We start from the raw sequence: 12,610 nt of genomic DNA on the forward strand, positions 1-12,610 counted from the left end.
AATGAAGGTACAACTGTTAAAACCGGGGAAGCGCTTGAATCGTTCTTGGGGCATGGATATCACGTTATTTGTATTGATTGGCATCGTCGCCTGCTTCATGGCGCTGCCGCTCGTCTTTACGATTAATAACGCGTTCAAGCCGATTAACGAAATATTTCTGTTTCCGCCCAAGCTGTTCGTGCGCAACCCGACATTAAAGAACTTTACGGACCTCTCCTATATATTTGCGGATTCGTGGGTGCCATTTTCCCGGTATGTATTCAACACGTTTTTCATTACAATTATCGGGACGGTCGGCCATGTTATTCTAGCCTCGGCTGCCGCGTATCCGCTCGCCAAAATATCGTTTCCGGGACGGAAGGTGCTGTTCAGCATCGTTGTTCTGTCTCTAATGTTCACTTCTTACGTAACGCAAGTGCCCAATTATATGACGATTACTTGGCTGGGGTTAATCAATTCGTACTGGGCGATCATTTTGCCCGCCTTCGGCATGACGCTCGGATTATACCTGATGAAGCAGTTCATTGAGCAAATTCCGGATGCGCTGCTGGAAGCGGCAAAGATTGACGGAGCAAGCGAATACCGGATTTTTTGGACCATTATTATGCCGATCGTGAAGCCCGCGTGGCTTACGCTGATCATTTTCTCGTTGCAAAACTTGTGGGCGAGCGGTTCATCAAGATTTATATTTAGCGAGCAGTTAAAAACAGTGGATTACGTGTTCGGACAGATTGGCGCAGGCGGTATTGCCAGAACGGGAACCGTGTCAGCCGTTGCGCTGCTCATGCTTTCCGTGCCTGTGACGGTATTCATCGTAACACAGAGCAATATTATCCAGACGATGTCCACATCAGGTCTGAAAGAATAACAGGGGGGAAGCCGTTTGAAAAGAACGATTGCGGTATTATTCATCATGACGTTCTTAATCGGGTTCGCTGCTCCTGTGCATGCGGGCCCGAAGGAGAACTATAACTATACGTATAACTTTTGGGGCGATGCGGTGCCATCCCCCAGTCCATACGTGCTGGAGACAAATATAAACGGCGGCGACCTAGGAATAGGGGCTTTCGGAGCGCCGCAAGATCTGTTCGTTAGTTCGGATAATGGCATCTATGTCGCTGACACCGGCAATAACCGAATAGTCGTTCTGGATGAAACGCTGCAGGTTGAGCAAGTCCTATCGGAATTCGACAACCATGGCAAGCCGGATGCGCTTAAGGGGCCGGAAGGCGTTTTCGTAGATGACAAGGGGCTTATTTATGTGGCCGATACTCAAAACAGAAGGCTCATCGTGCTGGAAGCCGATGGTTCTTTCGTCCGTGAGATCGGCGCGCCGGAATCATCGCTATTACGAGAAGGCTTTCAATATACGCCGACGAAAGTCGCTGTCGATCGCGCAGAACGGATCTTTGTCGTCAGCCGCGGCTCTTATGAAGGCATCATCGAGTTCGATTCGGAAGGCTCATTCAATGGTTTCATTGGAACGAACCGGGTCCGATTCGACCCGCTTGATCTGTTGTGGAAGCGTATGTCGACTAAGGCGCAGCGGGATCAGATGGAGCTGTTCGTTCCGCTTGAGTTCAACAATCTTGATGTGGATAGAGACGGGTTTATTTATACGACGACTTCGGAAGAAAATTCATTTCAGCCGATCAAAAAGCTTAATCCGTCAGGCGCCGATATATTGCGAAGCGAGGGCTATTTTCCTCCAATGGGGGATATCAATACGCGCAAAGTAGGCAGTACGCCGGGCAGCTCGATCTTTATAGATATCGCATCCGATGAAGGCGGCATGTACAACGCGCTAGATTCGAAACGCGGCCGCATCTTCACGTATGACAAAGACGGCAACCTGCTATATATGTTCGGTGGACTCGGAAGCCAGCACGATAATTTCCGCACGCCTTCGGCGATAGACATGCTGGGAGACCGGGTCGTCATTTTGGATAAGGATAGAGCTCGAATCTCGTTGTTTGAACCGACGCGTTACGGCAGTATGATCCGCGAGGCGGTCATCTCCCTCTATAACGGAAAATCGGAAGAAGCGAGCGCAGCCTGGAGCCAAGTGCTTCAATTAAATGCGAATTTCGAAGTAGGCTATATCGGAATCGGCAAATCATTGCTGAAAAAAGGCGAGAACCGCGAAGCAATGACTTACTTTAAGCTTGGCAACGAGCGCGCCTTATATTCAGAAGCGTTCAAAAGGTACCGGAAGGAGCTTGTGCTCGAACGGTTCGGCTATATTGTAACAAGCATCGCTGCCGCCGTCGGATTCATATTCCTAGCGATCAAATTAGGTCGCCGCAAAATGGCAGGACAGCATTATGAGGAAGTCGGCGTGCTGAAAAATCCTTTCTATACGATGATGCATCCTTTTAACGGCTTCTGGGAGATGAAATACGAGAACAAAGGCCGGCTGAAGGTGGCATTTTTCATCTTATTGTCGCTCGTAATCGTTACCATTATTAAAAGGCAGTACAGCGGCTTTGTCGTCAACTTCAATAATTTGGCCGCACTAAACAGCATCGATGAATTGAAGTATATTGTGCTTCCGTTCGTGCTCTGGTGTGTGGCGAACTGGTCGCTCACCACCTTGATGGATGGAGAAGGCAAGTTTAAGGACATTGTTATGGCGACCGGTTACGCTTTAATGCCGATGGTCGTCATTAACATCCCTCAAGTGCTTTACAGCCGGATTATTACAGGAGAGGAAAGCTCGTTCTATTACTTGCTTGACGCGATTGCCCTCTTCTGGTCGATAGGATTGCTATTTGTCGGCACGATGACCGTACATCAATATTCTGCCGGCAAAACGGTCGTCACGATGGCTCTGACGCTAGTTGTGATCGGAATTCTCGTATTCCTGGGCGTGCTGTTCTTCAGCATGATGCAGCAAATGATCAGTTTCGTCGTCTCCATCTACAAAGAGCTGGCGTTCCGTGTCTAAACAGCTAGAAGAACAAGCAAAGGAGAAGGAGGGATCAAACGTGAACGGACGGAAAAAAATAGCGTTGGTCATGCTTAGCGTTTTTTTTATCGTCGGCGGATTAGCTGGCTTTTATAACATCGGGAGTGTGGAATCTGGGCAATCGGGAGCCAATGCGGAAGTGTCTGCCGCCTCCTTGAATGCCGCTGGCAATAGGAATGTGAAAAACGCTGTACAGACATTGGCCGCTTCAAGCATAAACGAGGCGACATCCGCCAACACGGCTGCGGAGCTGGAGGCGCTCGGTCGAATGGAGCTTGCCGCCGAAAATGAGTCGCTGATGCTGTATGTGAACAGGGAAACCGCCGAAATCGCGGTTAAAGAGAAGCAAAACGGGTATGCGTGGTTTTCGAATCCAGCCGGCCGGAATGAGGATCCAAAGGCATCGCCGCTCTATAAAGCGGAGCTCAATTCGCAGCTGACGGTATCCTATTATAATGAAAAAGGCCAATTGAACAGCTTGAACAGCTATTCGGATAGTGTTCAAAAAAAGCAGTTTACGATCGAGACGACCGACCGTGGCGTTAAAGTGGTCTATCAGCTTGGCAATGTTTCCAAATCGTTCGATAACATTCCGCAAACGATCAGCAAGGAGAGGTTCGAAGAGGCGATCTTAAGCAAGATCGAAGATCAGGAAGTTCGGGATGATGTCGGCTACAGCTTCCGCTTCGATGAAGCGAAGCAGCAGTATGAAATTCGAAAGCTTCAGGATTACGCCTTGGAAGAGCTGTCCCAGATGCTTGAATCGATCGGATACACAACGGAGGAAGCGGCTAAGGACCGCGGCGAGGACGTCGGCGGAGAGGAAGGGTCCGCGGATAAGCCGGAATTTACGGTTCCGCTTGTGTATTCGATTGAAGGGGATCAGCTGCTCGTGAGCATTCCGGGTGCGGAATTGAAATATACGACAAGATATCCTATCGCCTCCATCCAATTATTGAAGCATTTTGGCGCGGCCGACGACAAGAAGGACGGGTATATTTTTGTGCCGGACGGTTCCGGGGCGCTTATAGATCTCAATAACGGGAGGCTGAACGTCGAGCCATTCATTATGCCTGTATATGGTAATGACGGTTCCTTCAACGTCAAAGAAAGATCGCAGAAGAACGAAACCGTTCGTCTTCCGGTTTTTGGCATGAAGCAGGAGGATCGCGCTTTCCTCGGCATTATCGAGAACGGGGACGCAATGGCCGAGGTTTTGGCGGATATAAGCGGAAGGAACGATTCGTACAACACCGTTGGCGCAAAGTTCAGAGTCGTCTCGATGGATTTTTACACTCTGACCGCAGGAACGAAGAAGAGTTCCGTGCCGATGTTCGAAACGAAGCCATACCAAGGTGATCTGCAAATCCGATTCGCGTTCTTGAACGGAACCGCAGCGAGCTATACGGGCATGGCTGGACTTTACCGGAACTATCTCGTTCAGAAACATAATCTGGAGAAGCTTGAGCCTGCGAATGCGCCGTTCGTGCTTGAGCTTGCGGGCGCATTCCCGACGGAGAAATCGTTCCTGGGCATTCCGTACGAATCGACGGAATCGCTGACTCGTTACGAAGAAGCCGAGGAGCTGCTGCGCCGGATGAAAGAGAAAGGCGTTGACAGCATCGCATTGCGTTATGTTGGATGGTTCAACGGCGGAATTCGTCATGGCCGCCCATCGGACATTGAACTCGTAGGCGCGCTAGGCGGCAAGCGCGGATTTGATAAGCTTACCGATTACGCGAATCAGAACGGCGTCGCGCTCTATCCGGATGCAGCGTTTCTTCAGGCGTACAAAAAGCCGCTTCAAGCCGCTTCGTTTCTCGACCAGAAGAAGGCAAAAATCTATGAATACGAGCCTGTTCATAACGTGAAGGATACGGCCTTCTCTCATTATATTCAGTCGGCTGCCAAGCTTGGCAAGCTGACGGATAAGTTTCTCGCCAGCTATGCGAAGCTGGGGGCCCAGGGGTTGTCTCTGCGGGATTTGGGCAGCGAGGTCAATTCGGACTTCGATCCCAAACATTCCATAAACCGGCAGAACGCATTGCGCGAAAGCGAGCAAGCGGCCAAGAAGCTGAAAGAACAGGTGAATCAGCTGATGGTGAGCGGCGGCAATGCCTATAGCTTGCCGTTTGCGGACATCATCGTAAACGCGCCTACGGCGAGCAGCGGTATCAATCTGACGGATGAAGAGATTCCTTTCTATCAGATCGCACTGCACGGCTACTATGACTTGGCAGGAACGCCATTCAATATGGGCGAGCGTCAGGATCCGCGTTACGAGCTGCTTAAAACGCTGGAAACGGGTTCAACTATTTATTATCAATGGACCTATAAACCATCAACTGTAGTCAAGGATACGCCGTATAACGACATGTACGCGCTGTATTATGAGAATTGGCTGGACGAGGCTGCCCAGCTCTACGGGGAAGCCGGCGGTTTCTTGAAGAGCATACGAAACATGGCGATTACAGATCATCGCACGTTGCAGGAGAATGTCGTTCAAACGACTTTTGAGAACGGCGCTTCGATTATTATCAATTACAATAAAACCGCTGTACAGGTGAACGGTATTCGTATCGAAGCCCGCAGCTACTTGCTGGGTGGTGAATGAAATGTTCAAGAGACGGTTAACGCTTGAACAAAATAGGGAATTATGGGGCTTTATTTTCTGTATCCCGCTTATCGTAGGCTTAGTTATGTTGTTTCTGCTGCCGCTTATTCAATCGTTTCGATACAGCTTTAGTTCGCTCGAGCTCGTACAGGGCGGCTTCAACATTGTCAATGAAGGGATGGCAAACTATACCAGCCTGTTTACAACCAATGCGGATTATCCGCGAGCATTGACCGAATCGGTCGTCAATATGGTCGTCAACGTGCCGATCATTATCATTTTCAGCTTATTCGCTGCCGTGCTGCTTAATCAGAAATTCAGAGGAAGGGCTTTTGCGCGGGCAATCTTTTTCCTGCCGGTCATTCTCGCATCAAGCGCGATTGCTAATATGGATATCAGCAGCTTCGTCGGGGCGGCGAATGCGAGCTCCGGCGCCGAGGAAAGCAGCAATCTTCTTCAAAGCTTCGAGCTCAAAAAAATGCTTCTTGAATCCGGTTTTTCACCGATCCTGGTCAATTACTTAACAGGCGCGGTTGACCGGATTTATGAAATCATCAGCTCGTCCGGCGTGCAAATACTTATATTCCTTGCTGGCCTGCAATCCATTTCGCCATCCCTTTATGAAGCTTCCCGAATTGAGGGAGCGACGGGATACGAAATTTTTTGGAAAGTGACGTTTCCGATGTTGACGCCGCTGATTCTGACGAACACCGTGTATTCGATTATTGATTCGTTCAGCAGCAACTCCATTAATAAGTTAATTTCCGCGACAGCCTTCTCGAGGTTCGAATTCGGGTTGAGCGCAGCGATGTCTTGGGTTTATTTCTTGGTAGTTGCCTTCGTTTTGGTCTTATCGACCTGGCTCATGTCGAGAAAAGTGTTCTACTACGACTAAGCGTACGCTTACGAAGCAAGTTTTGCATCCGCAAAACTTTTAGGAGGGAAGAGATTGAAAGCGATAAATGCGTACACCGACAAAATAATCGTCAAATACAATCCTGCAGAGAGAACGAAGAAGGGAAGCTGGATCATTCTCCGAGCGCTGCTTGTAATCGGATTTTGCTTTATTATTTTATTCCCGCTCTTTCTTCGGCTGTCTGTCGCATTCCGAAGCAAATCTGATATTTATGATCCGACAGTGCTGTGGATTCCACGGCACTTCACGCTCGATAATTTGAAGCTCGCAGTCGAATCGACGGACTATTTCTCGGCCCTTCTGAACACCTTTCTTATTTCCGGCGGAACGACGCTGATCCAATTAATTTCTTGCGCTCTTGCGGCTTATGCTTTTGCCAGATTGAAGTTCAGGGGCAGCGTTCTGCTGTTCGGACTCGTCATCTTTACGATTGTCGTTCCTCCGCAGACGTATATGATCCCGCTTTATCTGACTTACCGGTATTTTGATATGTTCGGGTTAGTCGGTTTGTTCTCGAAAAAGGACAGCTTCAATCTGATTGACACCTTTTGGCCGTTTCTCATTTCTTCGGCAACGGCGATGGGATTAAAAAATGGTCTGTACATTTTTATTTTCCGGCAATTTTTCCGGGGCATTCCGAAGGAGATAGAAGAGGCGGCGCTCGTAGACGGGGCTGGAGTATTCAAGACGTTCTATCGTATTATGATTCCGAATGCGATCCCGGCTGTCATTACGGTATTGCTTTTCTCCTTCGTCTGGCAGTGGAACGACAGCTACTACGTTTCCTTGTTCCTGAGCAAAGTGAAAGTGTTGTCGACCAGTTTGATGGATATGGGGATAGCGGTGACCGGCGTCGAGCCCGATCCGGTTTATCAGTCTATGCTGCTCAACACGGGTGTTTTGCTTACGACGGCACCGCTTATCATTATGTATTTGTTCGTACAGCGGTACTTCGTCGAAAGCGTGGAACGGACCGGATTGGTGGGTTAATAAGCAAAATAATGTCCAAAAGACGGGGCTGATCCACAAGTTAATCTTGTGAGTCAGCCCCGTTTACGATTTAGAGGTATTTATATATTTAGCGATTAAGCTCTTTAAATAGGTTAATCGCATCCTTTGAAATGCCGAGCTTATATCCGGTTCCGTGATATCGAATACGGTTTTCCTTATCGACCGCATATACAATCGGAAACGCGGCGGCTTGATCGTCGGATCTATTAGGATCGAATAGGGCAAGAGTATCCAATCCATTCGTTTCTTTGCCGAACCAGATGTTCGCAGGAAGCTCTTTGTCTTCCAAGAGCCCGGCGGATACGGACCATTTCTCCTCTCCGATGAAGCACACGATGCTCACGCCGAGAGAATCCCATTCGCTCTTCATCTCCCGAAGCTCGCGAAGCAAATGCTTTGACGGCTCGCGATCCGGTTCCAGCCAGACGAAGAAAGCTCCGTTAGCGCCGGTAAGGTCGGATAACGTTTGCTTCTGCCCTGTATGCGATTCCGCTTCGCAGCTTAGGTTCGCAACGCCAACGACCGGAATTTCGATTTGCTGCTTACGGAAGATGAGCGGAATAGTGGCCTGCTGACCCGGCTTGATTTCAAAGTAATGCAGCCGCACAAGCGCGGTCCCGTCCTCCAGGCGAGTGCCCGTCGTCAAACGGTGGTGTCCGGCCTTCATTTCGAACGGAGCATCATAGACGTCGCTTTTGCCGAAGCCGAATTGCAAGGTTTCATATTTACCGTCCTCGAAGTAGGCGACGGTGAAATTAAGGGAATACTTCGCCTCCTCATCGGAGCTGTCGTCCTTTAACCAAATAACGCTTCCTGTCTCAACCGCTGCGCGGCCGCCGGGCTCCGCTCCCGCACCGCTGAACCGCACATCCCTCCATTCTCCGCCAGCTAAAAACTGCGGTCTCTTGTCGCTCGGCTCCAGCCTTGCCGGAATGCCGATACTTCGCGCGACGGCAACGAACAGAATATCAAGCGACGGCCGGTCGCCTCTCATCAGGCGATAGCTTCCCGCAGGCGTTGCCGAGCCTTGATAGTAGGTCATATCGTCCATGATGATGAACTGTTGATCGATAGCCCCAGCGAGCAAATAAGGGTCGGCAACAAATGTTTGCCGATCCGATTCCCCGAATTGCTCCTGAAAGAAAGCTCTGTACGGCGTAATCATTTCAAAGTGCACGCGAGGGTTTAAAATATACGAAGCAAACGTATCGTCGTCGGCTGCTCCTCTTACCTTCATTGCGAACGTCAAATGCTCATCGAGCGTTTCCATGAAAGTATCGGTTAGATCTTTCTCGTTCATCACCTCAAGCAGCCTTAAGCACCATTCACCGTAAACCGGCGATTGCTTGCGTATAAAAGCTGCGATTTCATGGCTGTTCCCGCGCGCCTTGCGCAGCACGTTCCATACCTGTTCCGCGTTAAGGGAGCACTCGGCGGCCAGCGCCTTGGCATCCTCCTCGCGCAAGAAGGTGGCCTCGTAATCGGCGCGGATTTGCGCGCCTTCCTTAATTCTTCGATTATTTTCGTTTTTCTCTTCCTCGGTCACACGCTCGCTTTCTAAATCCGGCAAATCGGGTGGCGGCGCCATTTCGAGCAGGGTTGTCTCATTGCGTGCAATATCGTTCGACAATACGATCGTAATCTCTTGCTGCTCCGCGCTGCATTTGGCAAATGCCCAGCCGGCGCTGCCATATGCGTTAATGTATACATCGCCTAAACCGAGCGTAACAGCTATCGTTCCGGCTGCATCCGTCCGCAAAGGGACAATGGTCGACAGTTCAGCATAATTGTAAAGCTGAATGTCTGCCTTCGCTTGGGCGGGATTGCCTTCCGCATCGACAATCCGGATCAGGAGATTTTTCGTATCGGCATATAAATGCAGTAGGTTTAACTCCGAGTACCACGGCCGAGCAAGCGTCACTTCCTCAGGCCCCGGGTAATTGGAAGCCAACCGGGTATGGACGAGCATCGCTCTCCGCGCCGGCCTGCGGAACCAGCCTTGATTAAGGCGCGGCTCGGGCTCGCATGCGCCGAGGAAATGCCAGGTGCCGTCCGCCCAAGCTTCCACCCAAGCGTGGTTGGAATCGCAATGAGCCCAGCGCGGCGTATAGCATTGTCTGGCCGGAATTCCGATGCTCCGAAGCGCGGTAACGCCTAGCGTCGATTGCTCTCCGCAGCGGCCAAGCGCGGTCCGGATCAATGTAAGCGGGGAGACAGTTCGTCTATCGTTGCCGATATAGTTCGCTTTCTCGTGGCACCAGTGATTCGTCTCCAGTATCGCATCGTACATGGACAAGCCCTGAACACGCGGATACAGCTCCTCGAACAGCTGCTGGCGGACAACTTCGATATTCTCATTGTTTACCCGGTAAGGGAGGACGAAATGGAAAAATGCCGTATCGGGAATTTTCTCCCCCCAAGGGACGGCCTTGCGGATTTGCAGCACCTGCCTGACATGCTCCAGAAACAGCGATCCGTCGTAGTCAGCCATATCATTTAACGGCATATAGGCGTATAAATATTTGAGCGCCAGCTCCTCGTCCGCAGTCAGGCTTTCATTGAATATACCAAACAGCTCGTTTTCCTTTTCCAAGGCGATTTGCCGTTTATGAGCGAACTTCTCTTCGATGAGGCGCATCGTTGACGGGTCTAACGACAGTTGAGTTTTATTCATCTTTGGCCAGCTCCTTCCACACTTTTCCTTCTTCTTGAATATAAATGCGGGATTTTCCATCCGATCCTGGAACAGACGCCAGGAATGTCCGGGACGTGACCTCAATGCGCGGTTCTTCTGTCCATTCCGTCAACTGAAGATCCGCAAGCTCGCTGCTGTAGCGCTCATGCTCCGAATAAAATTGTCTTTGGCGGTAATAGAGCCGTCTCAATTCCCATTTCCTTCTCTCATCCTCCGGAATAGAGGGAGTTTCGCCAACGGCTTCATCGGCAAAAAAAACATAGCCCCACAGCTCCGGATAATGCATGTTAATGATGCCCTGCGGCGACCAGACCCAGTTATCCTCCGGATACGGACGTCCGGTCCGGGGATCGATTTTTTTCACATACTTGTTATCCTTCACCTCCACCTGCCACTGCACCCTGGAAAAATTGACGCGCCAAAATTCACCCGGCAGCGGCGGACGCCCATTCGGAGCGCACTCTTTAAGCGCTTTCCAAGGCATAGCCGCCTCAATGCTCCAAAACCGGTTGTCAGCCGAAGGATCGTTCAGCCTGCCCTCAATATGAACCGCTGAACGGATCTCTTGTATATCCCAGCCGTTCACGCACGGCCCGCCGTCCCTATACGGCTTAACAAGCAATAAATCCCAGACCGTATTCAGCGCGTTCATTTCAAACTCGTAGTATTGATGGGTATCGCCGTCTGGATCGATAAAAATTTCAAAATCGTTGTCATGGAAGATGACGGAGTCTCTTTCGGTAAGTGTCGCCCAAATTTCGTCCTCGATCAGTTCTGCGCCAAAGTATACGCAATCGTCATCCCAAAGCATTTTGAAGCGTGTTCGTTTGGCAGGGAGCGGCTTCGCTTCGCCTTCAATATCGACAAAATCCTCGCTCCACTCCGCAGCGTCCCAAAATGGCTTATCGAGCCGTCCATCAAGAGTTGGCAACGCTTGCAAAGATTTTCTGCACAGGTACCGGAGCGGGGCGTATGTCGAAACATTCGGCTCCGGCATTGCGTTTGTCATCGTCTTACCTCCTTAGACTGATATAACTTTTCCATAATATTAGATAGCAAATCACCTTCATATGATATATCATAATAGAAAAGTGTTCAATTTAGAATATACTTTATAAAAAAGGTTAAAAAAGCGAGATGGAGGAATAGAAGGATGACAAATCGTAATTACATTGTAGCAGGGTATGCCTCAGATGCTTCCTTGCCTCACTTTACGTCTGAAGACGGGTTAAAAATGACTCATTTAAACGTAGCTTTCGGGCACGTGCTTAATGATGAGATTCGCATCGATCACCTGAAGAACCTTAATGCGCTGAAAGTATTGAAGAGCAATAATCCGGAGCTTAAGGTCTTACTGTCGGTAGGAGGATGGAGCGCCGGCGGGTTTTCCGAGGCGGCAGCAACCAGGGAAGGTAGACAAAAGATGGTCAGCAGCGCGCAACGCGTGCTGGAAACTCAATTATTTGACGGAATTGACCTGGATTGGGAATATCCTTGCTATGGAGAGGCCGGCATCCAAGCATCTCCGGAGGATAAATACAACTTTACGCATCTTCTGCGGGAGATGAGAGAAGGATTGGATCTCATAGAGGGCTCAACGGGACAGCGTTATTTGCTCACGATTGCGGCCGGCGCCGATCAGTATTATATTGACGGAACCGAAATGGGCGAGGTGCAGAAATATCTGGATTTCATTCAGTTGATGACATACGATATGCGCGGAGGCTTTCAGACCTTGACGGGCCATCATACGAATTTATTTACACCTAGCGGCGATTTATTCCGCATCAGTACGGATGCTTCCGTCCGGATGTTCGAGAAGGCGGGAGTCCCGCGGGGAAAAATAGTTATCGGCGGCGCTTTTTATTCTCGGATGTGGAAGGACGTCCCTGACCGAAACCGCGGTCTTTATCAAATGACTAAGTTAGCGGGAGGTTACGGTCCAGATTATTCCGCGCTGCTGGCTGAATATATCAATTTGAATGGCTTCACCCGTTATTGGGATGACGAAGCCAAAGCGCCTTATCTATTCGACGGCAGCACGTTTATTACGTATGACGACGAGGAATCGTTGACTCACAAATGTGAGTATATTAAGAATGCAGATCTTGCAGGCATCATGTTCTGGGAGTATAAATGCGACACGAGTCATCGTCTTTTAGATGCTATATATACGAGTCTTCAGACTAAATAAGGATTAACGTATGCAGCGCGGCGCCGATCATGCCGCTCCAATTGCCGCGGTAAGCCGCTTCTATCGCCTCTGGCTGGCTGCGAAAGAGTATGAGCCATTCACCAAGCCGGAAATCGTATATCCAACCGATGTGTTTATCGATCCGGCGGATGCATTAATCGAATCTCGCCCAATTTGTAACAGGGAATGACCATGTTCTTCAAACGCAGAGC

General features: G+C 49.9%; 9 protein-coding genes. 7 read left to right on the forward strand and 2 right to left on the reverse strand.

The genetic code is table 11. From position 1 onward, the window contains the following. Position 1: 1 nt before the first annotated feature. The 5 genes from RB620_RS11255 to RB620_RS11275 are packed head-to-tail and all read left to right on the forward strand — an operon-like array spanning position 2 to position 7,488. The gene (locus RB620_RS11255; protein WP_308094341.1) at positions 2 to 868 is read left to right on the forward strand and encodes a carbohydrate ABC transporter permease; all 867 of its coding nucleotides are present in this window, start codon (positions 2 to 4) and stop codon (positions 866 to 868) included. A gap of 15 nt (positions 869 to 883) precedes the next feature. Further along, positions 884 to 2,947 (forward strand): YIP1 family protein, encoded by a 2,064-nt coding sequence (locus RB620_RS11260; protein WP_308094343.1) that lies wholly within the window; start codon positions 884 to 886, stop codon positions 2,945 to 2,947. Between the two features lie 40 nt (positions 2,948 to 2,987). Then, positions 2,988 to 5,582: a DUF5696 domain-containing protein gene (locus RB620_RS11265; protein WP_308094345.1), complete on the forward strand. Its 2,595-nt coding sequence runs from the start codon at positions 2,988 to 2,990 to the stop codon at positions 5,580 to 5,582. Position 5,583: 1 nt separating this feature from the next. Continuing rightward, positions 5,584 to 6,477 carry a carbohydrate ABC transporter permease gene (locus RB620_RS11270; protein ID WP_308094346.1) on the forward strand — a complete coding sequence of 298 codons (894 nt, stop codon included), beginning with the start codon at positions 5,584 to 5,586 and terminating at the stop codon, positions 6,475 to 6,477. Positions 6,478 to 6,531: 54 nt separating this feature from the next. Next, complete coding sequence (locus RB620_RS11275) at positions 6,532 to 7,488, forward strand: carbohydrate ABC transporter permease (protein WP_308094349.1); 957 nt, start codon at positions 6,532 to 6,534, stop codon at positions 7,486 to 7,488. A gap of 88 nt (positions 7,489 to 7,576) precedes the next feature. Here the strand turns inward: RB620_RS11275 and RB620_RS11280 are convergent, their stop codons facing one another. Together RB620_RS11280 and RB620_RS11285 are read right to left on the reverse strand one after the other, a co-directional pair. Continuing rightward, positions 7,577 to 10,183 (reverse strand): transglutaminase-like domain-containing protein, encoded by a 2,607-nt coding sequence (locus RB620_RS11280; RefSeq protein WP_308094351.1) that lies wholly within the window; start codon positions 10,181 to 10,183, stop codon positions 7,577 to 7,579. Next, on the reverse strand, positions 10,176 to 11,213 hold the full coding sequence (locus tag RB620_RS11285; RefSeq protein WP_308094352.1) for a carbohydrate-binding family 9-like protein: 1,038 nt from the start codon (positions 11,211 to 11,213) through the stop codon (positions 10,176 to 10,178). The genes RB620_RS11280 and RB620_RS11285 overlap by 8 nt, the downstream gene beginning before the upstream one ends. Positions 11,214 to 11,357: 144 nt before the next feature. Between RB620_RS11285 and RB620_RS11290 the strand changes: the two genes are divergently transcribed. Beyond that, positions 11,358 to 12,398, forward strand: a complete 1,041-nt coding sequence (locus tag RB620_RS11290; RefSeq protein ID WP_308094354.1) for a glycoside hydrolase family 18 protein — start codon at positions 11,358 to 11,360, stop codon at positions 12,396 to 12,398. Positions 12,399 to 12,408: 10 nt separating this feature from the next. Beyond that, positions 12,409 to 12,588 (forward strand): hypothetical protein, encoded by a 180-nt coding sequence (locus RB620_RS11295; RefSeq protein ID WP_308094355.1) that lies wholly within the window; start codon positions 12,409 to 12,411, stop codon positions 12,586 to 12,588. Positions 12,589 to 12,610 lie beyond the last annotated feature (22 nt).

This window comes from Paenibacillus sp. LHD-117, assembly GCF_030929555.1.
In the GTDB taxonomy this organism is placed as follows: Bacteria; Bacillota; Bacilli; order Paenibacillales; family Paenibacillaceae; genus Pristimantibacillus.

Bases quoted from the DNA above. Each gene is read 5' to 3' on its own strand.
- RB620_RS11255 (WP_308094341.1), top strand. From the start codon at position 2: ATGAAGGTACAACTGTTAAAACCGGGGAAGCGCTTGAATCGTTCTTGG.
- RB620_RS11270 (WP_308094346.1), top strand. From the start codon at position 5,584: ATGTTCAAGAGACGGTTAACGCTTGAACAAAATAGGGAATTATGGGGC.
- RB620_RS11280 (WP_308094351.1), bottom strand. From the start codon at position 10,183: ATGAATAAAACTCAACTGTCGTTAGACCCGTCAACGATGCGCCTCATC.
- RB620_RS11285 (WP_308094352.1), bottom strand. From the start codon at position 11,213: ATGACAAACGCAATGCCGGAGCCGAATGTTTCGACATACGCCCCGCTC.
- RB620_RS11290 (WP_308094354.1), top strand. From the start codon at position 11,358: ATGACAAATCGTAATTACATTGTAGCAGGGTATGCCTCAGATGCTTCC.
- RB620_RS11295 (WP_308094355.1), top strand. From the start codon at position 12,409: ATGCAGCGCGGCGCCGATCATGCCGCTCCAATTGCCGCGGTAAGCCGC.